General features: G+C 47.5%; 16 protein-coding genes. 8 read left to right on the top strand and 8 right to left on the bottom strand.

Annotation, left to right across the window (positions count from 1 at the left end; translation table 11 throughout):
- Positions 1-321: 321 nt before the first annotated feature.
- From H8K55_RS08720 to H8K55_RS08685, 8 genes are all read left to right on the top strand, one after another.
- Positions 322-630, top strand: coding sequence for a DUF6916 family protein (locus H8K55_RS08720; protein WP_186941707.1), 309 nt, complete (start codon positions 322-324; stop codon positions 628-630).
- Positions 631-648: 18 nt separating this feature from the next.
- The gene (locus H8K55_RS08715) at positions 649-1,122 is read left to right on the top strand and encodes a DUF6916 family protein (protein WP_186941706.1); all 474 of its coding nucleotides are present in this window, start codon (positions 649-651) and stop codon (positions 1,120-1,122) included.
- Positions 1,123-1,707, top strand: coding sequence for a GNAT family N-acetyltransferase (locus H8K55_RS08710; protein WP_186941705.1), 585 nt, complete (start codon positions 1,123-1,125; stop codon positions 1,705-1,707).
- A gap of 2 nt (positions 1,708-1,709) precedes the next feature.
- Entirely contained in the window at positions 1,710-2,225 is a 516-nt protein-coding gene (locus tag H8K55_RS08705; RefSeq protein ID WP_186941704.1) for a phage tail protein, read from the top strand.
- 12 nt (positions 2,226-2,237) lie between these two features.
- Positions 2,238-2,765 (top strand): phage tail protein, encoded by a 528-nt coding sequence (locus H8K55_RS08700; protein WP_186941703.1) that lies wholly within the window; start codon positions 2,238-2,240, stop codon positions 2,763-2,765.
- A gap of 9 nt (positions 2,766-2,774) precedes the next feature.
- Positions 2,775-3,296: a phage tail protein gene (locus H8K55_RS08695; protein ID WP_186941702.1), complete on the top strand. Its 522-nt coding sequence runs from the start codon at positions 2,775-2,777 to the stop codon at positions 3,294-3,296.
- Between the two features lie 74 nt (positions 3,297-3,370).
- The gene (locus H8K55_RS08690; protein ID WP_186941701.1) at positions 3,371-3,946 is read left to right on the top strand and encodes a hypothetical protein; all 576 of its coding nucleotides are present in this window, start codon (positions 3,371-3,373) and stop codon (positions 3,944-3,946) included.
- 144 nt (positions 3,947-4,090) lie between these two features.
- Positions 4,091-15,052 (top strand): Ig-like domain-containing protein, encoded by a 10,962-nt coding sequence (locus tag H8K55_RS08685; RefSeq protein ID WP_186941700.1) that lies wholly within the window; start codon positions 4,091-4,093, stop codon positions 15,050-15,052.
- An 86-nt stretch (positions 15,053-15,138) separates the two neighbouring features.
- Here H8K55_RS08685 and H8K55_RS08680 read toward each other — a convergent pair whose 3' ends face one another.
- From H8K55_RS08680 to bioD, 8 genes are all read right to left on the bottom strand, one after another.
- The gene (locus H8K55_RS08680; RefSeq protein WP_186941699.1) at positions 15,139-15,930 is read right to left on the bottom strand and encodes a TIGR00266 family protein; all 792 of its coding nucleotides are present in this window, start codon (positions 15,928-15,930) and stop codon (positions 15,139-15,141) included.
- 152 nt (positions 15,931-16,082) lie between these two features.
- A complete protein-coding gene (locus H8K55_RS08675; protein ID WP_186941698.1) occupies positions 16,083-17,138 on the bottom strand; it encodes an acyltransferase family protein in 1,056 nt (351 codons plus the stop codon).
- Positions 17,139-17,146: 8 nt separating this feature from the next.
- Positions 17,147-18,079 carry a hydroxymethylglutaryl-CoA lyase gene (locus H8K55_RS08670; RefSeq protein ID WP_186941697.1) on the bottom strand — a complete coding sequence of 311 codons (933 nt, stop codon included), beginning with the start codon at positions 18,077-18,079 and terminating at the stop codon, positions 17,147-17,149.
- A gap of 2 nt (positions 18,080-18,081) precedes the next feature.
- Positions 18,082-19,011 carry a 2-hydroxyacid dehydrogenase gene (locus H8K55_RS08665; RefSeq protein WP_186941696.1) on the bottom strand — a complete coding sequence of 310 codons (930 nt, stop codon included), beginning with the start codon at positions 19,009-19,011 and terminating at the stop codon, positions 18,082-18,084.
- A 40-nt stretch (positions 19,012-19,051) separates the two neighbouring features.
- Positions 19,052-19,480 carry an endonuclease domain-containing protein gene (locus H8K55_RS08660; protein ID WP_222612414.1) on the bottom strand — a complete coding sequence of 143 codons (429 nt, stop codon included), beginning with the start codon at positions 19,478-19,480 and terminating at the stop codon, positions 19,052-19,054.
- A gap of 190 nt (positions 19,481-19,670) precedes the next feature.
- The gene (locus tag H8K55_RS08655) at positions 19,671-21,665 is read right to left on the bottom strand and encodes an acetyl/propionyl/methylcrotonyl-CoA carboxylase subunit alpha (protein ID WP_186941695.1); all 1,995 of its coding nucleotides are present in this window, start codon (positions 21,663-21,665) and stop codon (positions 19,671-19,673) included.
- Between the two features lie 214 nt (positions 21,666-21,879).
- Positions 21,880-22,929, bottom strand: coding sequence for a biotin synthase BioB (bioB, locus tag H8K55_RS08650; RefSeq protein WP_186941694.1), 1,050 nt, complete (start codon positions 22,927-22,929; stop codon positions 21,880-21,882).
- Between the two features lie 11 nt (positions 22,930-22,940).
- A complete protein-coding gene (gene bioD / locus H8K55_RS08645) occupies positions 22,941-23,627 on the bottom strand; it encodes a dethiobiotin synthase (RefSeq protein ID WP_186941693.1) in 687 nt (228 codons plus the stop codon).
- Between the last annotated feature and the right edge of the window lie 15 nt (positions 23,628-23,642).

Here is a 23,642-nt window from a genome sequence, read left to right as displayed (position 1 = left end):
TTGAAGAAAACAGTCATATGACTTGATGTGCTGGCACTCGCCTTTACGCATCCAATCCATCTTAGAATAGGAGTCGTCATCACAAAAACTAGCGCTTTTAAGGCCTGGGTTCTTGAACAAAAAATAGGCAAAACTGGTTCACTATTCTTTTCGTTTTTGAACACATCAAAAAATGTCAATAATAGCTAGTATTTTTAAATTCTATTTTACAAAATCGCCGTGAGAAATTTGATGCTTTACCGGGATTTGTACATTTGTTTCCTTGACTTGCATCATTCGCCCCCATACCATGTTTTGCTTTGTTTCATGCCATATTTACCTATGAAATTACCACGCTACAACATGTTTCTTGAATGCATTAATAGTGCTTTCAAAGTACGTTCAAATACTGGGGCTGACACCTCATTAGTGTTGAAAACAGTTTCGGCACTTGAAGTCGTCGCACCAGAAAGCGCTAGTCAAAATCAACAAGCTTTTTCTTTGATTTTTGAAGGTGATATGCAAAATTTTTTGCCTCAAGGTACTTATCAATTTTTGCATGCACAATTAGGTGAGACAGCAATTTTTATTGTTCCCATCGGCCCGGAACGAGATCGCAATCAAATGCGCTACGAAGCCATATTTAATTAATTCAGCACTGGAGATTTTATGTCTAGCACACCGGGTTCGACCCGCCGTGGTTTCTTGTTGTTCGGAGGGGCGAGCGCTGTTGCGGTTGCTGCAGTTACCAGCAAGCTTACCGCTACTATGCCACCGATAGAAAATCAAGCAGCTAACCATGCCTGCGATTTAAGCTTGAGTGATAACCACTGCCTACAAAATTTTTCACTTGCCGACTTTCAATCATTAGTTGGTCAAGTGTTTGAGGTTCAAGGATTTCTCTCGTCATCACATTTGAAATTGGTTAGCGTGATCTCGCATCGACGGCCTGCGGACAAGCGTCCGCCAGACAGTCGTCAAGAACCTTTTAGCTTGCAATTTGCCGCAAAAAATGGGGTCAACATTCGCTCCGAAATTCAAGATTTTTTTCATCCTGTAATGGGTTCATTTAAGGTCTTGGTCAATCAAATAGGCAATGCACAAGCAAATCAACCACAATATTACGAAGTTGTATTTGGATAAATGAGCGCCTTATCTTCATCCATACCAGCAATACCTGAGCATCAAACTACGTTGGTGAATTCATTGCGCTTGCGTGCAATCACTGCAGATGACATGCCGCACTTAAGAACCATGTATGCCGATTCGCGAGCTAAAGAAATGCAGCTTTTTCCGTTCACACCGGAACAAAGCGCACAATTTTTACAAATGCAATTTAATGCGCAGCATCAGCATTATCAAACGCACTATCCAGATGCCACATACGATCTCATTGTATTAGACGATGAAGCTATAGGCAGACTCTACGTGGAGCGTGGGCAACAAGAAATACTGATCATCGATATCTTAATTTTGGCTACGCATTGTCAACGTGGGATAGGCAGCTACCTATTAAGCAAATTGATCGATGAAGCGAAGGCAGCTCAAAAATGTTTGACCGCCCATGTGGAACTAGATAATCCAGCGCGTCGTTTATACCAACGCTTGGGGTTCATAGAAGTGGAACAGCATGGCCCCTATCTTTTGATTGTGAAGGATCCCACTCCAACGAGTGACGATCAACATCACCAGACTCAACATACAACTACAGAACTCGAAAGAAGCTAATCATGAGCTCACCTTTTTTATCCGAAATTCGCATCTTCACCTTTTCTTTTGCTCCACGCGGTTGGGCATTTTGCAATGGTCAGTTTTTGCCGATTAACCAAAATCAAGGTTTGTTCTCTTTATTGGGTACAACTTATGGTGGCGATGGACGCACCACCTTTGCTCTACCTAATTTGCAAGGACGCACACCTATCCACGTGGGAAACGGACATAGCTTGGGCGAATCAGCCGGCTCTGCAAGTAACACTCTCGCTATCAATCAAATACCTGGACATACACACCTAGTGAGGGCATCAAATGATGCCGCCAATTTACTGATCGGCGATAACGCATTGATCGCCAAAGCATCAACACCAAATTTTTCGGATACCACACCTGGTAACGTCTATGAAAGTACGGTCGCCATGCAGAACTCTGTCACCAGCGTAGGTGGTTCACAGGCACATCTCAATTTGCAGCCATTCTTGACACTCAATATTTGCATTGCTCTGCAAGGCATATTCCCATCAGCAAACTAAGGAAACCATACTATGTCGCAACCGTATGTTGGAGAAATCAGGCTCTTTGGTGGTAATTTCGCCCCCGCAGGCTGGATGTTCTGTGAAGGTCAATTACTTCCGATTTCAGAAAATGAAACTTTGTTCAATTTGATTGGAACCACTTATGGCGGAGATGGTGAATCAACCTTTGCGCTACCTGATATGCGTGGCCGTCTGCCGATTCATTTCGGCAGTGGCTATGTCTTGGCTGAGACCGGTGGTGCGGAAGAAATCACATTAACCGTTAATCAAATTCCCAACCACACACACACTTTAACTGGGAAAGCCGCTACAGGCGCAGCACCGCAAGGGAATGCCACCCATCAAACACCCGTGGCAAATATGCCAGCAAGTGGATCTATCAAAGCATTTGCAACCGCATCGCCGTCACCCACGGTGCTCATGAATGCTGCTGCAATTGACAGTACGGGAGGAAGCCAACCACATACAAATATGATGCCCTATGTTTGTATCAGCTTCATTATTTCATTATTTGGTGTTTTTCCTTCGCAAAATTAAGGAGCTGTCGTGTCAAATCCATTTATAGCAGAAATTCGTATGGTTCCCTTCAATTTTGCGCCAACAGGTTGGGCATTTTGTGATGGGCAATTACTGCCGATTTCACAAAATACTGCGCTGTTTGCATTATTAGGAACCACTTATGGTGGAGATGGAGAGTCCACGTTTGCGCTACCTAATTTACAAGGCAGTGCGATCATGCATCCAGGGCAAGGTCCAGGGCTTTCTTTGCACGACTTAGGAGAAGTCGGCGGCACCGAATCTGTGACTCTGTTAAGTTCAGAAATACCCAGCCACAATCATCGCCTCTACACCACCCATACCGTAGGTACGACGAACTCACCCTCTGGCACTGCCCTTGCGGTTGGGGCAAAAGGAACGCCTTTGTATGGTCCGGCGAGTGGATCTCCAGACACCATGCATGCCTCTACACTAGCGGTTAGCGGCGGCAGTCAGCCTCACAATAATATGCAACCGTATTTGACGCTGACTTTTATCATCGCTTTACAAGGCATATTTCCACCTCGTTAATCACAAAATCTTGAGATTGTGACCTGCTCGAATTAACCCTATCGCCCCTCATCGTAAAACTTTTTTATAAGACTATGAATCACTTAACTTTAAAAACAATCGCACTCACTTTACTGGTAACGGGGCTGAGCGCATGCGGTGGTAGTTCATCTTCGGGAAGTGTTGCTACTAGCGGCACGCCCTCAACGCCAGGACTCAGTTGCAGCGGCGCGGTCAAAGATTTATTCGTGGCGATCAAAGGGACTTATACCGGCACGGTGGACACGGCCTTCACAGCAGGTGCAGGAAATCCATTGACCACGGGTGTGACTTATCCCGTCACGATTTCTGCGGATGATTGTTCTATCCGATTCACAGGCAATAAGGAAGCGAAATATGCCTTTGCGTTTAATAATCCGGCAAATATTTCACCTAGCAATTTTGTTGGCTTCTCGGCCTCAGCGATTATTTCCAATCCCGATAAATTGGACTTGAGCGGCACGCAGTACAACATTGGCATTAAGACCGCCACTAATACGATAGAGCTTGAGCGCCGTATCGCAAAGAATGCGAACGATGCCACGGTTGTCGATGGCGATTTACATCTATTCTCGGTACCGGACAGTAATTCATTTGGTGGGCTTCATCTGAAGGTTTCAAGCAGGCACTAACAATGGAACAGTTGCCAAATGATGGGTGCAATTAATTAGCTTCGTATCGATAACGAAATCGCATCACTAAGCAAACAAAACTAAGCATACAAAAATTAAAATTGAGCGCTAACACTAGCATATCTCGTCGGTATTGGACAAAAAATGAATCAAGAATTTAGCCCAGCAACATCAAATAAAACGACTAAGAATCATCAAATTGCCTTCGTCGACATCCGATTGAGCAATTATGAAACTATCGTCGCTGGACTCATACCGACAATGCAAGTTGTATTGCTAGATGGCAGCGCAAATGGTCTGCAAACCATATTGAATGCATTGAAAGCTAACAACACCAATGGCACTGACCTTGCTTTTGATGCGGTTCATCTTTTCTCACATGGAAGCGAAGCAAGTTTACAGCTAGGCTCCTCCTACTTGAATATCAACACACTGAACTGGAGTGAGAACCAAACTGCACTCGATCAAATCGGTGCGGCCCTGAATACCAATAGCAATCTTTTCATCTATGCCTGCGATCTCGCTCAAGGTAGCGATGGCTTAAGTTTTGTTGAGAATTTGGCGCAACTAACGCATTTGAATGTATCTGCATCCAACGACGCCACTGGCGCGAGTCGCTTGGGTGGCGATTGGGATTTAGAAGTCACTGCTGATGCGAACGGTCACTTGATTCAGAATTCTCTATCGGACGCGGTGACACCGGTAGCCGCACAATTACAATCTTACGATGCGTTGTTAGCGGCCGCAATTTCAGCCACTTCGAATGTCACCGTCGCCACTGGTCACGATTTTTTATCAGCGACACCGGCGACCGCGCCACTCAATGTGCAAGGTGCGGTAGAACTGTCGAACGGTACACGGGTAGTGCTACTGGCCAATACCCATGAAGATTACTACGGCATGGCGAATCTGGATTATTTGCAAATCGCCTCAGTTGATAGTCTCGGCAATGTCAGCACCAGTTTTCTCAGCGGAACAGTCGCCACGGTCATCAATAATAATGGTGGTAACACTCACGATAATTCCTTTACGCAGACTAACGACGGAGCAAATATTGTCGCGCTGACTAATGGCTTTGTCGTCACCAGCTATTCCAACGATGGCTATGGCGTACAGATGTACAATAATTCTGGCGTTAGCCAAAATATTAGCGCGCCAGCGACTTACACTTCGTCCGTCAACCCAAATTCCTATGCAATTGCCACTGCTGATGGTGGCTTTATTTTGCTCTGGACTAAAAATAATTATCAGGAATTAGACTTTCAACGCTACAACAGTAGTGGCACGAAAGTAGGTTCCACCATCGCGACGACATTCACCAGCACTACACCAAATATTCAAGGTGCAGCGGTAGATGCGAATGGTAATCTGGCGATTCCAGTCAGTACGAACGATGTGTACACCCATAGTCAAGTCATGTTATGGAACTCGTCGAACACTCTGACGGGAACCTATAACACCGCCTTTTATCAAACATCGCCTGTTGTTACCGCTATGTATGGCGGTGGCTTTGATTTATTCGGCAATGACATTGGTTCCGGGGTTGGAAATACCGCTAGCTCTTATTATGTGCAATCGCTAGCGCTGGATGGCAGTCTCAGCCTTGTCATCTCAGCTGTCGTTTCAGTTGCTTATATCAAGTCAGTAAAATTGTCTTTATCTGGAGATTATTTCGTCGTTGGTGGTGCTGACTCCAGTGTTTTTGACGGCTATTCTGTCAGTGGTTTTAATCCTTCAGCTGGTACTACCAGCCGTATCGTCAACGATCCTACGAAGTTAGTCGTCGCTCCCACATTGGGCGCGGACGGCGATGTGACAGGTGCCTGGGCTACCAGTACAACAACACAAGAAAATGGCTTTATCACTGACGGTACCATTTCTACGGTCACCTATAGCGCAGCCTATTCATTGGCTGCGGATATGCCACCGACAATTGCAGGAAGCTATGTCAATAACGGCAGTCTCAACGACAATGCAACTGCGGCGCCATTTGCCGGACTCACAGTCAGTGACATTGATAGCGTCAATGGTAGTCTCACGATTACTTACAATTCAGCAAACGGCACGTTGACTGGAACGGGACTGACAGGTGTCGCTGGCAATTACGTTCTTAACGTTGGTGGCGCGTCATTTGCGAGCTTGTCATCCAATTTGCACAATCTGATTTTCCACCCGACGGCGAATCAGGTAACTCCCGGTGCCTCAGTATTGACCACCTTCACGATCACACCAAGTGATGGAATCCGGACGGGACGTGCGAATACATTTACCAATGAAACTGCGCTTTCTATTAACGATGCGCCAGTCATTGACAGCAATGGCGGCGGTGTCAGCGCCTCGATTAACCCTGACGAAAATCAGACTGCTGTCACGACGGTGCATGCAACAGATCCTGATTTTGCACCAACCATCACTTACAGTAAATCAGGAACGGATGCGGCGCTGTTCAATTTGAATACGTCAACCGGACAACTGACTTTTATCAGCACTCCGAACTTTGAAGCGCCTGCTGATGCCAATCACGACAATGTTTACAACGTCACGGTAACAGCCTCGGATGGTACGCTCTCAGACAGCCAGGTATTAACCATTACGGTGCAAAATGTCAATGAAGCTCCGGTGATCAGCAGCAACGGTGGTGGCGCCAGTGCATCCATCAGCGTAGCAGAAAATCAAACCGCAATTACTACGGTTGTAGCCGCGGATGTGGATGCAGGAACGACTTTAACTTACAGCGTCTCCGGTACAGATGCGGCATTGTTTGATATCAACAGCACTACTGGCGTACTCACCTTTAAGAATGCACCGAATTTTGAAAGCCCAGCGGATAACGGCGGCAATAACGTCTACGACGTGATTGTCACAGCATCCGATGGTGCGCTAACAGATACACAAGCCATCGCCATTACAGTCACCAATGTTAACGAAGCCCCTGTGATCAACAGCAATGGTGGTGGTGCAAGCGCAGCTTTCAGCGTCGCAGAAAATCAAACAGCGACCACGACCGCTGTTGCTGCTGATGTGGATGCAGGCAGCACGCTCACTTACAGTATTTCTGGCACCGATGCGGCATTGTTTAGCATTAATAGTTCCAGCGGCGTGCTGACATTTAAAAACGCGCCGAATTTTGAAAGCCCTGCTGACAATGGTAGTGACAATACCTACGATCTCACAATCAGCGTATCCGATGGCGTATTGAGCGATACACAGGCCGTTGCGATCACGGTGACTAACGTCAACGAAGCGCCCGTCATCAGCAGTAACGGCGGTGGCGCAAGTGCATCCGTCAGCGTGGCAGAAAATCAAACAGCAGTCACGACAGTAGTAGCGGCTGATGTTGATGCATCGACAACGCTCAGCTACAGTATCTCAGGCACGGATGCCGCATTATTTGAAATCAACAGCACAACTGGCGTACTCACTTTTAAGAATGCACCGAATTTTGAAAGCCCTGCCGATAGCGGCGGCGATAACATCTATGATCTCGTCGTCACGACATCTGATGGAGTATTGACCGATACTCAAGCCATCGCGATTACCGTGACGAATGTCAACGAAGCCCCTGTCATCAGTAACTTATCCGCAGCAGACAATCAAACCGTGGCAGCCATTGGGAATGCTGTTTTGATTGATCAGGGCACACTGGCAAGTGTGAGCGATACTGACAATGCAAATTTTAATGGTGGCACATTAACGATCGCACTAGCCTCAGGACGTGCCAGTGGCGATGTCTTGTCCATCCTCAGCGGTGCAGGCGTAACACTTTCTAACGGCACCAATGTCGCCAGTAACATTAGCGTTGGCGGCCAGATCATCGGCACGATTGCAAACAACGGTAATGGCAGCGGCAGCGATAGCCTTATACTCAATTTGACTGCACAAGCAACGCCTGCCAGAGTATCGAGCTTATTGCAAAACATCACCTTTGATGCGACCGGCACACAGGGTGATCGCGTAGTCAATATAACGCTGAACGACGGCGCACTAGATTCAAATATTGCCAGTGTGACCTTAAGCGTGATAACCAATCCTACGGTCAGCATTACCAGTAGCAGCAATACGTTTAAAGCTGGTGAGAGCGCGACGATTACTTTTACTTTCAGTGAAGCGCCTCTAGGATTTTCAAATGCCGATATCACCCTGACTGGCGGCACCCTCAGCACCGTCACCGTTGACGGCGGCAATAGCCAAATCTATACCGCCACCTTTACACCGACTGCCGATACGCAATCCTTAAGTGGTGCCATTAGTATTGCTGCCAATACCTTTACGAATGCGGCGCTTGAAGACAACTTAGCAAGTGTCATCAATGTGACTATCAGTGGCGACACATTGCTGCCTACAATCAGCAATGTAGCACGCCAAACACCCAATGTTGCCACTACTAATGCAAGCACGGTCAGTTATGCTGTGTCGTTTAGTGAAAATGTGACAGGCGTCGACGTCAGCGATTTCACCTTAACCAAAACCGGTACTACAACCGGTAGTATTTCCGGCATTACAGGAAGTGGAAGTTCTTATGTAGTGACGGTCAACGGCATTAGCGGCGATGGCACTTTACGTCTGGATTTAAATTCTGCGAATACGAATATCCTTGATGCTGCCAGCAATCAGATCGCTGGCGGCTATAGTAGCGGTCAAATCTACACCCTGGATCAACCAGCCATTCATACTGCCAGCTACGATGCAACAACGGGCATCTTAGTAGTGACAGGAAAAGGTATGGTTAGTGGTGATACCATCGTCGTCAGCAAACTCAGCCTGAGTGGGCAAAACGGCGACAGCTATACCCTGACTAGCAATAACGTGACTGCTAGCAGCACGACCAGTTTTTCAGTGAGCCTCAACACCACGGATAAATTGGCGATCAACGGCTTACTCAATAAAAATGGTAACACCGCAGTAGATGGCACTAGCTTCAATCTGGCGGCCACCATTAACTGGGATAGCACTATAGGTTCTGCAGCCGATACCGTCAGCAATACTGTCACGGTAACGAATCTTCCAACGCCAACGATAAGCTCAGCTAGTTACAATGCAAGTACCCATGTATTGAGCGTGAGTGGCAATAATCTGGTGGGCATCTCCGGCGTCAACAATGACATCACAGTCAGTAAATTAAGCTTGAGAGGTGAAGGCGGTACTGTTTATACGCTTACTAGTGACGATGTCGAAGTCACCGATACGAACGGTTTCTCCATCACTTTAAATACGACGGATCGTGCACAGGTCGAAACTATTTTCAACAAAAATGGTTTCACATCCACTGGCAACACTAGCTACAATCTAGCAGCCGCCGACGATTGGAATAGCGTCATCGGCAACACGAATATTGCCGTCACAACGGCCGCCGTCAGTGTTAGCAATGTGCCAGTGCCGACTATCACGTCCTCCAGCTACGATGCAATCACTGGCATCCTTACCGTCACTGGTACCGGCTTTAGCAAACTCAGTGGCGCTAACAATGACATCACTGCCAACAAGTTTCGCCTGCAAGGTGAAGGTGGCGCATCCTATACCTTGACCAACACCAGCAACGTCGAGATTACATCAGGGACTTCATTTGCGCTCACCTTAAGTGCGACTGACAGAGCAAATGCGAATCTCATTATGAATAGTAATGGTCTCCGCTCGACCAGTTTGAGTGACTATAATCTAATTGCTTTAGAAGACTGGAATGGTGGCGCAGACGGCGCTATCGTGATTGCAGATCTGACTGCCAATCCCATCACCGTATCGAACGTCCTTGCACCAACGGTAACGTCAGCGACTTACAACATCATCACTGGTGTTTTGCTAGTAAGTGGAAATAACTTCCTGAGCTCAAACGGCGCTACCAACGATATCCTGGCCAACCATATACGTTTATTCGGACAAGGTGCGACTGGCTATACCTTGACCGACACCCCAAATGTCGATGTCACGTCCAATACCAGCTTCACCATCACGATGAGTGCGGCGGATAAAGCGGCGTTGGCGTTAAGAATGAATAAAAACGGTAGCGCAGCGACTGATAACACGATCTACAATATCAGCATGCTAGAAGATTGGAATGCTGGTGCAGAATCAGGCGTCACCATTGCTGATTTGCTCAGCAACCCTATCACGGTCACAGGTGTCGCCCCGACAACCAGCATCACCGCCACGAGTTTCTCAGCCGATACAGGAACATCGTCGAGTGACTACATCACCAACACGGCCAACCAAACGATTATGGGCACGCTCAGTGCTAATTTGGTGACGGGAGAATCCGTCGAAGTCTCGACGAATAATGGGACGTCCTGGAGCACAGCAAATGCGACGATTGGTCAAAATACCTGGCAGCTCAGCGGCGCTACTTTGTCGAATGGCACGACTAATTTCAAAGTACGCGTCGTTGATACTTACCGCAATGTCGGTCCAGTCTACAGCCAAAGCTATACGCTAGACACAGTCGCACCAACCGGCGCCAACACCAGTCTGGCGCTCTCTGCAGATAGCGGCAATTCCAGCAGTGATTTCATCACCAATATTGCTACACAAACTATTTCAGGAAAACTCAATAACGCCATGCTCAGTGGTGAAATATTACAAGTTTCCCTCAACAATGGCAGCACATGGAATACCGCCAACACGACCGTAGGACTTAACACCTGGTCTCTCCCGGGACAAATTCTGAGTGGCAATAACACTTTAAAAATTCGCCTGTTCGATACTGCGGGCAATGCCGGGCCAACGACTTCACAAGCTTACAAAATCGATACCACAGCACCGACACTCGCCTCTGCCATCACGATGTCAGACACAATGCTCAAAATTGGCGAAACAGCGACAGTCACGTTCGCTTTTACGGAAGTCATCACAGGTTTCACGACCGCCGATCTGAGTGTTGAAAATGGTGTCGTTTCTAATTTGGCTTCAGCCAATGGCGGTCTCACCTGGACAGGCGTTTTCACTGCCAATGCGAACGTCACTGACAGCACCAACCTCATCACGCTGAACTTGGCAGGTCTCGCCGACATTGCCGGCAATGCTGGCGTCGGTACGGTCAGTTCGCCCAACTATGCCATTGATAATGTGCGACCAACACTGGCATCCGCCGTCACGATTTCTGATACCGCATTGAAGATCGGTGATAGCGCAACCGTCGTATTTACATTTACGGAAGCAGTTACTGATTTCACGACAGCCGACCTCACTGTGGAGAATGCGCAGATTTCCAATCTCGTTTCTACAGATGGTGGTATCACTTGGACTGCAAACCTAATTGCCACGGCGAATATCATTGACAGCAGTAACAAGATCACGATCAATCTGACTGGCATTACCGATACGGCTGGAAATACGGGTACCAACCTCGCATTTTCGCCCAATTATGGTATCGAAACAGTGCGTCCCAATCTGGCATCGGCCATCACGATTTCTGATACAGCTTTAAAGATTGGCGACACGGCAACTGTCACGTTCACATTTACGGAAGCCATTACCGATTTCACCAGTGCCGATCTCACGGTAGAGAATGCGACAATCTCAAATCCAGTGTCAGGCAATGGTGGCATTACTTGGACTGCGACCTTAACTGCAAATGCCAATGTGACAGATACCAGCAATCTCATCACGCTCAACAAGGCTGGCATCCAAGATCTTGCAGGCAATGCCGGAATAGACAGCAGTACCTCGGGCAACTACACGATAGATACCCTGCGTCCAACAGCAACGATTACCTTGTCTGATAACAACTTGATTATCGGTGACACGGCCTTGGTAACGATTAGCTTCTCTGAGCCAGTGACCGACTTTAGCAATGCGGATCTCAGCATTGCTAATGGTAGTTTAACCGCGGTATCGAGCTCCGATGGTGGTACGACGTGGACCGCAAGCTTCACGCCATCAGCGAACGTCAGCAACAGCAGCAATCTAATCACGCTCAATACTGCGACTGTCAACGACCTAGCTGGCAATGCGGGAAATACCCTCAGTAATTCCACCAACTACTCGATAGATACGATACGCCCTACGCTGGCATCAGCGATCACGATTTCTGATACAGCCTTAAAAACTGGTGAGACGGCGACGGTAGGGTTCACCTTTAACGAAGCAGTAACTGCCTTTACGACCGCAGATGTGGAAGTAGCGAATGGAATTTTGAGTGGTTTGAGAACCTCAGATGGTGGAATACATTGGACCGCAACGCTTACCCCTACAACGAATATCGACGATACCAGTAATCTATTGAGCTTAGACCTCACTGGTCTGAAGGATATCCCCGGCAATGCAGGTACAGGCAGCCTCAATTCGACCAACTATGCCATCGACACCCGAGCACCAACGGCCACCATCACGATCAGCGACGATTACTTAATCATCGGCGACACTAGCCTGATTACCTTTACTTTCAGTGAGGCGGTCTCTGGATTTAGTAATGCCGACTTAAGCATTCCGAATGGTAGCTTGAGCCCTGTCTCTTCCAATAATGGCGGACTCACCTGGACCGCAACATATACGCCAAGCTTTGGCATTGCCGACACCAGCAATTTGATTACACTCGACACCAGCGGTGTCAATGATGCCGCAGGTAACGCCGGAACGGTCGTCATCAACTCACCCAATTTTGTACTCAATACGGTCAACACAGTACCTGTAATCAGTGGCAGCCTCAACAATCAAGCGATTTTAGCCAATACAACGATCTCACCATTTAGTCAGATTGTCATTACTGATCCTGACGCCGGTGCCGTGTCCACTGTCACGATCAATATCGACAATGCGGCCAAGGGGCTTTTCACAAATGCTTCCCTAAATGCATCAGGGTTCGTGACGACGGACGGCGGCGCGACTTATACGCATGCAACGACCACACCTGCCAATATACAAACTGCGCTGCGCGCCTTAGTTTTTCAACCTGCTAAAGGGCGCGTTGCAGTCGGTCAATCTGAGAGTACAACATTTACCCTGTCGGTCAATGATGGCTACGCGCTCACCACCGACAACAACACGCACGTTGCGGCCACTGCTGTCAATCTTGCGCCGACGGACATCAATCTCAGCAGCTATACGGTGGCGCAATCAGCCGGCGATAACTTCACAATAGGCGACTTGAGCACGCTGGACATCAATCCTGCTGACAGCCATCGCTACTCGATAGTAAGAGGTGCTGAGTATGTCAACGTGTTTGGCATTGTCGATAATCATCTACGTGCGATTAATCCCGCCACACTAGCGGCGGGCACTTACCCAATAACAATTCGTAGTACAGATGCAGGGGGATTAAGTTTTGAGCGTACATTCAATATCGAAGCAATCGATACTGTCGCGCCAACGATACTGTCATTTAATGTTGAAAATAGTCAAAGTGTCGATGACAAAATCTCTTATCTGATTCGCTTTAGTGAGCCTGTAACAGGTATCGATTTAACGGATTTCTCTTTGATCAAAACCGGCAATATCAATGCAAGCTTGGACAGCATTACCAGCGTCGATACAAGCAGTTATCTAGTTACCATTCGCAATATCAGCGGCAATGGTAATCTGCAACTTAACTTAATACCGCAACATGGCATCAAAGATTTGTCGGGACGAAGCCTCGCAAGCAGTGCGAATAGTTCTCTGTACAGCAAAGACGTCGATCTGGATAAAGTGTCCGATTTCATTGAGTCACAAGTTCCCAACCGCAACGGTCAAGGCACAGGCGATGGGAATGGTGATAGCATACAAGATAGTTTGCAAAACGACGTCAGTTCTTTACTATTCGGCGATCAAAGCCAACACCCTACCTATGTGACGGTCTGGAATAGCACGCACTCATCACAATCGGATGTGAAGACCAATACAAATGTACAAGCATCCGGTATTGACTTCCCATATGGCTGGCTGTCACTCAATTTCGAAGGCCTTGCGGTTGGCGGATCGACCACGGTTTCTCTGCTCATTAATGACACGAAGCCAATCAATGGTTATTGGAAAAAAGACGTGAATGGCAATCTGGTCAATATCGCCGATAGCATCACGACATCTGGTAACAATACGCTGATTACCTTCACGCTGACCGACGGCGATCGATTTGATCTGGATGGCCTGGCCAACGGCCGCATTGTCGATCCTGGTGTACCGGGCTTCTTGCAATCAACAGCTCTTAATCTCGATAAAGCTGTGCTGGCGACAGTCGCACCACGCAACGCAGAGAGCCTGAACTTCAAGGTAACTTTTTCGGATGCGGTCAGTCATGTCGACATCAGTGATTTCAAACTTATCAAGAGCGGCAATGCGAATGGGGTGATCTCTGGTATCGAGAAACTATCAAATAGTGAATATCTTGTTTTGGTAGACCACCTCAGCGGCGATGGAAGCCTAGCCTTAGATTTGAACAAGACTACCAGCGATATTGTGAGTGCTTCCGGTGCCCTTGTCGGTACGGTAGATATCAGCGCGCCGCATTTCATTGAGAGTCAGATAGGCACGCGTAGCAATAGCGAGAAAATCGCTGCGCTCTACACGCTGATGTATCACCGTGCACCTGATCAAGGTGGCTTAAATTACTGGCTCGACGAAATGGCGCACGGCAAGACCATGACGGATATTTCTCGTGCATTTGCTGGCAATGCCCGCTTTATGACGGACTATGCCAGCATGAGCAACCAACAGTTTGTCGAAACCATGTATCAGCAAGGTTTAGGCAATCAGGGCGATGCCAGCGGCATTGGCTACTGGGCTGGTAAACTCAATCAGGGACAATCGCGCCCTGATATGTTGGCCGAATTCGCCTTAGCGAGTATCACTGCCGATCTGGTATCAGCACATAAGACACATGCTTTAACTGATGCTGAATATCTGGCTGCCAGCGTGCGTCAAAATGCCCTACTGAACCGAATTGATCTGGGTCTGGAGTTCGTACAGAAATTTGGCGTCAATAGTAATCCACAAACTGCATCGGATCAGGATGCGGCCTACTATGCCGCGAAATTATTATTGAGCAAAGTGGATGCGACTGACGAGGCGTTTGAAGCCTCACTCAATGCCTTACATGCTGCCCATACTGTGACTGACGTACAAGCGCTGGTTCTTACGTCTTTGGACCTGACTTTGACTGGAGTACAAACAGAAATAGTCGCTTCATCTTTTCTAATTTGATTCATTTTCTCATCTGAAATAAAAATGGCCAGTCTTTTTTGACTGGCCATTTGTTCATTCGAAAAAAAGAATTTTATTGGAAGATCTTAGTCCCGCTCAAACAGATTGCCTAATCCACCGAGCACCGAACCTTCTTCTCCACCGCGACTACCGCCAATTTTCGATGCGCCGACTATGCGGTTTGCCATGCGTGCTAATGGCAGAGATTGCAACCACACTTTGCCTGGACCACGTAAAGTCGTAAAGAAAATACCCTCACCGCCAAACAAAGCAGTTTTCACACCACCAACAAATTGAATATCGAAATCGACATTGCTAGTGAACGCGACGACGCAACCAGTATCGACGCGCAATGTTTCACCTGGCTGTAAATTCTTTTCTATCAAAGCACCACCTGCGTGTACAAACGCCAGTCCATCACCTTCGAGTTTTTGCAGAATAAAACCCTCGCCACCAAAGAAACCTGCACCTAGACGTTTTTGAAATGCAATGCCCAAAGACACGCCTTTCGCAGCACACAGAAATGCATCTTTTTGGCACAATAAAGTGCCACCTACTTGATCCAAATGGACAGGAATAATTCTGCCTGGATAGGGCGCACCAAACGCGACTTTACGTTTAATCGAACCTTGATTTGTGTACACCGTGGTGAACAAAGATTCTCCAGTCAACAAGCGTTTGCCGGCGCCCATCAACGAACCTAACAAACCACCTTGTGAAGCGGAACCATCACCAAAAATGGTTTCCATCTGGATCTGGTCTTCCATGTAAAACATAGAGCCAGCTTCACCAACCACAGCTTCACGCGGATCGAGTTCGATCTCTACGAATTGCATGTCGTCGCCAAAAATTTGATAATCGATTACATCCATTGCCATGATGATTCCCTCTGTTTTTGATTGAAAGAGTTCTGCTGAATTGATTTAAATTGCAGAAAGTGCTGTGCATTTTAACCAGAATTTTCCAACAAATTAGAAAATTTTTCCGGTAAAAATTTTCTGTGAATACCGAGCGAAGTAGGCAAATAAGATTACTTGCGGAGGGCTAGTATAGGGCGCTCGATCCAATGCCAGGAGCAGATAGCACACATCAATGTTAAGACGCCAGCGCCAATCACCAGCATAGAAACCGTCCAGTCAGAATAACTAGCGACCAAAGCTTGTTGCAAAGGGAAGGCATATAAATACACGCCATAGGAATAATCACCAAGGCGATTAAATGCACGGATTTTTCCTGTTGGCACGTAGGCTAAATAAAAAAGCACATACGGTAAGGTCAGGTAATACACGATCAGAAATGCATGCCCACTGATACTCAAGGCAATTATGCTAGCTGCGATTATGCCAGTCATAATTCTGCCCGACATCGGCACACGATGACGGATCAAGTAAAGGAAACTACCAATAAAAAAGAACCAAACGAAGCGCAACAACTGGGCATGTACCAATAAATAGTAGCGATCCAACAAGAACCATGCGCCCACTAACACCACAAGAGCAACCGTCAATGCAATGACTTGCGACCGAATTTTCGCGACGTAGCAATAGACTGAATAACTGAGCAACAACATAAGATACATATTGAGTTCGTACACCATACTCCACAAAGAGCCATTGACTATCCCGTTCAAATGATTACGTTCAAATACACCTCGCAAGTAGAATTCTATGTCACCCATCAACAGCGCATTTTTCAATAAATAGTGCCAAGTCTGCGCGTCACGCAAATAGCTCACGAAATCAAGTCGGCTAACATAAGCGCCCAAGACAAATACGGTAAGCACTAGCATCACCCACAGCGCCGGAAAAATTCTAAGTACGCGGGCGCGCAAATAATCCAAGGCATTACGACTACGCATCAAACTCGCGCAAACTAAGAAGCCGCTAGTGACAAAAAATACGTCGACCGCCATCGCCCCCAAATTTTTGCCGACGCTAGCGGCAAAAGGCTCAGGTTGACCGAGCATGGCAAAGCTATGACTGAATAAGACGGCGAACGCCGCCAGCAAGCGCAATAAATTGAAATTATTGTCTTTGCCGACCGCGAGTTCGCCCAGCGTAGGAGAGGAAGAAAGAAACTTCAGCACATCAAATTTTATGCAAGACGTTTCGCAGCGATGGCGTTACCGGCACGACTGACGGCTTTACGTCCCAGATGTTGTGAAATGAATTGACCAGCATCGACCACGGCGTTGAGATCAATTCCAGTTTCAATACCTAATCCTTGCATCATGAATAGCACGTCTTCGGTAGCGACATTGCCTGTCGCGCCTTTGGCATACGGGCAACCACCGAGACCTGCTACCGAGGAATGAAAAATACTGACACCGACTTCCATGCTGGCATAGATATTCGCTAAGGCCTGACCGTAAGTATCGTGGAAGTGACCAGAAATTTGCGCGATAGGAAATTCTTGCGCAACGCGCTGCATCACAGTTTGCACATGACGTGGCGTGCCGACACCTATCGTGTCTGCGATATCGATTTCGTCACAGCCGAGATCACGCATGAGTTTGACCACTTCGGCGACTTGTTCTGGGCTAACGTCGCCTTGATATGGACAACCGAACGCACAAGAGATACTGCCTCGTAAGCGGATTTGATTTTGCTGCGCAGCTTCTGCCACATCGCGAAAACGCTCTATGGACTCTGCAATCGAGCAGTTGATATTTTTTTGTGCAAAAGCTTCTGATGCTGAACTAAAAATGACCACTTCATCAGCACTTGCCAACAAGGCAGATTCAAAGCCTTTCATGTTAGGTGTTAAGGCAGAATAAATCACACCGTGCTTACGACTAATACCAGCCATGACCTCTGTCGAAGTCGCCATTTGAGGCACCCACTTCGGTGAGACAAACGAGGCAGCTTCTATATTGACAAACCCTGCATTCGTTAAACGATTCACCAACTCGATTTTGACTTCGGCGGAGATCGTTTCTTTCTCGTTTTGCAAACCATCACGTGGACCGACTTCGACTATTTTGACTTGCTTAGGTAAGCTTGCTTGTATGTTCGCTTGCGTATTCATTTTCAATATCCCTTACTTTGATCAACTACGCCAATGACTGACTCACCACGCTGTAAAGCCGCAATCTTATTAGCGATTTGTTTCGCGCTCTCTTCACGCACAGTTAATGCTGAAATATGCGGTGTGATATGGATACGCTTTTCACTCCAAAATGGATGAGTGAGTGGCAAAGGTTCTTCGCGAAACACATCAAGCGTGGCGCCAGCGATATGGCCTTGCTGAATCAGCGCTAACAAATCTTCTTCCACAATATGTGCGCCACGGGCGACATTCACGACATAAGCACCTTGTTTTAACTTTGCCAGCTTGGTTTTATCCATCAGGTTTTCCGTCTCTGTGGTGAGCGGCAAAATCAAGACCAAAACTTTGGTTTGACTTAAGAAAGCATCGAGGCCATCTTCACCATGAAAGCACTGCACACTTTCAATTTGTTTTGCAGAACGACTCCAACCCAGCAAAGGGAAACCAAAACTACGCAAACCATCAATAATGCAATTGCCTAAAACACCGAGGCCCAAAATGCCCACACTAAAATCTTCTTTACGATGTGGCGGCAATGGTCGCCATTGCTTGTTAGCCTGTAAAACATCATATTCATCAAAACGGCGGAAGTGGCGCAACACTGCGTGACTAACATATTCCGCCATCTGCACACCCATGCCCGCATCATCGACACGGATCAATGGTACACCCGCTGGCAGCGCGTCACCCAACTGCAAAATCGCATCGACACCTGCGCCAAGATTGAAGATCGCTTTCAGATCAGTACGTCCACGCAGCATAGCAGCTGGTGGTTTCCACACCAGCGCATAATCGGCTGGTGCGTTGTCGCCCTCTTCCCAGATTCTGATGTTCGCCTCGGGTAAATAGTGGTGAAAAGCGTTCAACCAGACTTCGGGATTGGCACCTGCTGCGTAATAAATTATGTTCATTTTTCAATCTACCAATTTAGAGAAATCATTGAAGCTTTACTCAACCACCCTCACCCCTGCCCAACATTTGAAACTCATCGCTTGCGAGAGAGGGGTTATTATCCGATAGGTTTAAGTATATTGCCTCAAGGACGACCTCAGTTTCCAAGAGCATTTGGTTATTCCAGAAACGCAAAACATGAATGCCCTGTTGGCTCAAGTAAGCATCACGTGTCTGATCATATGTCTGTTGCTCGCTATGTTGACCACCATCCAGCTCTACAGCTAGCTTTTTTTCAACACAATAAAAATCAAGAATATAACGACCTACGGGATGCTGCCTGCGAAACTTTGCTCCCGCTACCTTTCTGTTTCTAATTAAATACCAAAGCAGTTCCTCTGCATCTGGCATTTTCTTGCGCATTTCTCGCGCATACGCTTTCAGATCTTCTGGGATCTTTTGCGGATGGTGGGGAGAAATGAACATCATAGTAATTCCACTGTTACTCCCCTCGCCCGCAAGCGGGAGAGGGGTTGGGGGTGAGGGTGATTGGATAAGGACATCATATGAAATTCTTATATCATTCAAAAAATTAATCTAACTTTAATTCTATGCAGCTAATCTGAGCTACCCTCACCCCTGCCCCTCTCCCGCTTGCGGGCGAGGGGTTCTAAAGTACTTACTGCTTAAAGTTCAACAAAGGCGCACCTTCGGTCACTTGATCACCGACCGCATACAACACTTCCTCCACCACACCATCATGCGGAGCGGAAATCGTGTGTTCCATCTTCATCGCTTCCATGATCAATAGAGCCTCGCCTTTTTTAACTTCTTGGCCGTTCTTGACTAACACAGCAACAATCTTACCTGGCATCGGTGCGGTCAAACGGCCACCTTCGGCTTCCGCTTCACCGGCATGGGCCAACACGTCGTTGTAATGTAAATCGGTATGCACACCCTGACTAAATACATGGAAGTGTTCGCCATCACGCACCACTGTTCCTGTGACCGTTTGATCAGCGATTGCCAATACAAAATCATTACCTTGTTGTCGCACCAATCGCACAGCATGACTGACACCATTTGCAGCAATCGTCCAAGCATCCTGCACATAAGTCACTTGCACGGCATGCGTTTGATGTTCTTCCACAAATTGCAAACCACGTTGCATTTGCGTATTCATACGCCAGCCTTGATTGCTTTGCCAAGGGTCGCTGCCACCAGTATTTTCTGCACTCATCAATGACACTGCGGCAAAAGATAGGGCGTTCAAGCTTGCTGGCGCAGGTGTCGGAAACAAAGCGGTTTGATTACGTTCAATTAACCCCGTATCCAAATCCGCAGTGGAAAACGCTGGACTTGTAATCAAACGTGACAAGAAAGCGATATTCGAATTCAAGCCGACGATTTGGTATTGCGACAAGGCCTGCGCCATACGTGCCAATGCTTCAGTTCTGTCCTTACCCCAGACGATCATTTTCGCGATCATAGGATCATAGAAAGGCGAAATCGTATCACCTTCACGCACGCCACTATCGATGCGGAAAGCCGCCGGGTTTGGCGAACCACCGAGTTCAAAATTCACCGCATCTGGTGTGCGTGCATGACGCAAAGTGCCTATCGACGGTAAGAAACCTTTTTCTGGATTTTCGGCATACACACGTGCTTCGATGGCATGTCCGTGAATTTGCAATTCAGATTGTTGCAAAGGCAGTTGTTCACCGGCTGCGACACGGAGTTGCCATTCGACCAGATCAGTACCCGTGATCATTTCTGTCACTGGATGTTCGACCTGCAAACGCGTGTTCATTTCCATGAAGTAAAAAGAACCATCTTGATTGGCGATAAACTCAACTGTACCTGCACCGACATAACCAACCGCTTTCGCCGCTGCAACCGCCGCTTCGCCCATCGCTGCACGACGCTCTGGTGTCATGCCTGGTGCTGGTGCTTCTTCTAATACTTTTTGATGACGACGCTGCACTGAACAATCACGTTCAAACAAATACACGCAATTACCATGTGTGTCGGCAAATACTTGAATTTCAATATGACGTGGACGTTGCAGATATTTTTCTGCCAGCACTTTATCATCGCCAAAAGAATTGATCGCTTCGCGTTTGCACGAGGCCAAACCATCTTTAAAATCTGCGGACTTCTCAATCACGCGCATGCCTTTACCACCGCCGCCAGCACTGGCTTTCAAGAGCACTGGATAACCGATCCTATCCGCTTCATTTTGCAAGAAATCAGGATCTTGATTATCACCGTGATAGCCAGGCACCAAAGGTACATTGGCCTTTTCCATCAAGGATTTCGCGGCAGATTTGCTACCCATGGCTTCAATCGCTGAAGCTGGTGGGCCTATGAAAGCGATCCCCGCTTTGGCACAAGCATTCGCAAATTCACTGTTTTCGGACAAGAAACCATAGCCAGGATGGATCGCTTGTGCGCCCGTCGCCAACGCGACTTCGATAATTTTATCGGCGCGCAGATAACTTTCTTTCGCTGGCGCAGGGCCAATCAAGACCGCTTCATCACACACCGCCACGTGCTTGGCATTGGCATCCGCTTCGGAATATACCGCTACTGTTTTAATACCCATACGACGGGCAGTAGCAGCAACACGGCAAGCAATTTCGCCACGATTGGCAATGAGGATTTTGCTAAACATGATTTTTGTCTTTCTATTTGTAAAATCTTGAAATCTTTAAACCCCTCAACGCAGAGGCGCAGAGACGCTGAGGACTGCGAAAACAGAGGAAGCAAAATCAACAAATTTTCGCTTCCGAAGTCGATAATAAGATTCCCACTCCACACCAACCTCTCTTCTAAGGTTTTGCTCGGCGTCTCCGCGTCTCGGTGTTGAGGGGTTTTGATCCAAAAAATCAACTACAACCACCGGCCTTCTTCTCCACCACACCACGCGTTTTCAAACCCAATTTTTCTAACAAGACTTTGTCGTCTTCTGCTTCTGGATTATCTGTCGTCAATAATTTATCGCCATAGAAAATCGAGTTCGCGCCAGCCAAGAAACACATCGCTTGCACTGCTTCACCCATTTGACGACGGCCTGCGGATAGACGTACGCGTGCTTTCGGCATGGTGATGCGGGCCACGGCGATCGTACGTACGAATTCCAAAGGATCTAATGGATCTAGACCATGTAAAGGCGTGCCTTCAACTTGTACCAAATGATTGACGGGTACCGATTCTGGATAAGGATTGAGGTTCGCTAATTGCGCGATTAAGCCAGCGCGTTGACGGCGGGTCTCGCCCATGCCGACGATGCCCCCACAGCAGACTTTGAGCCCTGCGGTACGCACGTGACCTAGCGTATCGAGACGGTCTTGATAATCACGCGTGGAAATCACGTTGTCGTAGAACTCTGGCGCAGTATCGAGATTGTGGTTGTAGTAATCGAGCCCGGCGTCTTTCAAACGCTGTGCTTGTTCTTCTTTGAGCATACCCAAAGTCGCGCAAGTTTCTAAACCCATGGCTTTGACTTCACGCACCATGGTTTCGACTTTTTCCATGTCACGATCTTTCGGCGAGCGCCATGCAGCACCCATGCAGAAACGCGTAGCACCACTTTCACGTGCGGCTTTGGCGGCATTTAAGACTTCGCGCACATCCATCAATTTCTTAGCTTCAACACCAGTATCGTAGCGTGCCGCTTGTGGGCAATAGCCACAGTCTTCTTCGCAGCCACCGGTTTTAATCGACAACAAAGTCGCTAATTCCACATCCGCATTCGGGAAATTTTCGCGGTGCAAAACCTGCGCTTTGAACAGCAAATCATTGAAAGGCAAATCGAACAATGCCATTACATCATCGATCGGCCAGGTTTCTGCCTCTATGGCTTTCACTGGTGCGTGAAATTGTATGCCTTGAACTTGACCTCTATCTTTATCGGCCACGTGTTCTATGTGTTCCATGTTCATTCCCTTTACTTCAATAAATTCAAATCTAAATACTGGCTCGCTTGCACGATATCAACCGCTGCCAAACGTGGCATCACACCCAGACAAGGTGCGTCTAAACGTTGCTTGAGTGCCTGCACATTCTCTTCAAAAAATTTCATTTCTGTATCGACGGTATTCGCTACCCATCCCGCCAACCGCAATCCACTCGCGGCGATAGCCTGTGCCGTCAAGAGTGCATGATTAATGCAACCCAAACGCATGCCGACTACTAAAATCACCGGCAAAGACAATGCCTGCGCTAAATCTACCGTACTCGTTTCATCGTCTAAGGGCACGCAAAATCCACCTACACCTTCGACTAAGACCACATCTGCTAAATGTTGTGCCTGTTGATAGCAACTAGCAATGTGCTGCACGTTCATCTTCACATTTTCCATCGCTGCGACGATATGTGGTGCCGCTGGCGTTCGCATCAAATAAGGCACGACGATTTCTTGTGGTGCTTTTACCGTCGATGCAGCGACCAAACTATCTACGTCTTCATTATGCAAAACACCGTTGATTTCATCTGCACCAGACGCGATTGGTTTTAAGCCCAGAGTGCTTTTACCTGCTTCACCTAAGGCACGCAACAATGCTGACGTGATGAAGGTCTTGCCGATTTCGGTATCAGTGCCGGTGATAAAATAGTCGTTTGTTCTTTCGTTCATCTGATTTCTAATTTC

The organism is Affinundibacterium flavidum, from assembly GCF_014284175.1.
GTDB classification, from domain to species: domain Bacteria; phylum Pseudomonadota; class Gammaproteobacteria; order Burkholderiales; family Burkholderiaceae_D; genus Undibacterium; species Undibacterium flavidum.
The sequence above is the reverse complement of the archived record's forward strand: the minus strand, read 5'-3'. Positions and strand labels throughout refer to the sequence as shown.